Source organism: Arthrospira sp. PCC 8006, from assembly GCF_046480465.1.
GTDB lineage: Bacteria > Cyanobacteriota > Cyanobacteriia > Cyanobacteriales > Microcoleaceae > Limnospira > Limnospira platensis.
Genome location: NZ_PKGG01000656.1, coordinates 1 through 282, shown reverse-complemented (window position 1 = coordinate 282; position 282 = coordinate 1). Strand labels below are relative to the sequence as shown.

The window sequence follows — 282 nt, the reverse complement described above, 5'->3', positions numbered from 1 at the left end:
CTCAACCGGTTCGACGGCGAGCGCTTCGTGGTGCAGCGGCGGGACGCCGGTGGCCGCGGACCGGTCAGCAACAGCGTCGATGCGCTGGCCTACGACGACCGCCAGCGCCTGTGGATCGGCACCAACGACGCGGGACTGGAGGTCCTGGACCTGCGCAGCGGGGAGCGGCTGCGCGTGGGCCCCGGCCAGGGCCTCTCGCATCCAACGGTCGGTGCGGTGCTGCTCGACGGCACCGGGGGGGCGTGGCTGGGCACCAGCGTGGGAATCGACCACGTCGACGCC

At 73.8% G+C, this 282-nt stretch carries 1 protein-coding gene; it reads left to right on the top strand.

The features are described 5' to 3' along the window. Positions 1–282, top strand: a 282-nt coding sequence (locus tag B9T16_RS29760; protein WP_410246503.1) for a two-component regulator propeller domain-containing protein, incomplete at both ends; no start/stop codon positions are given.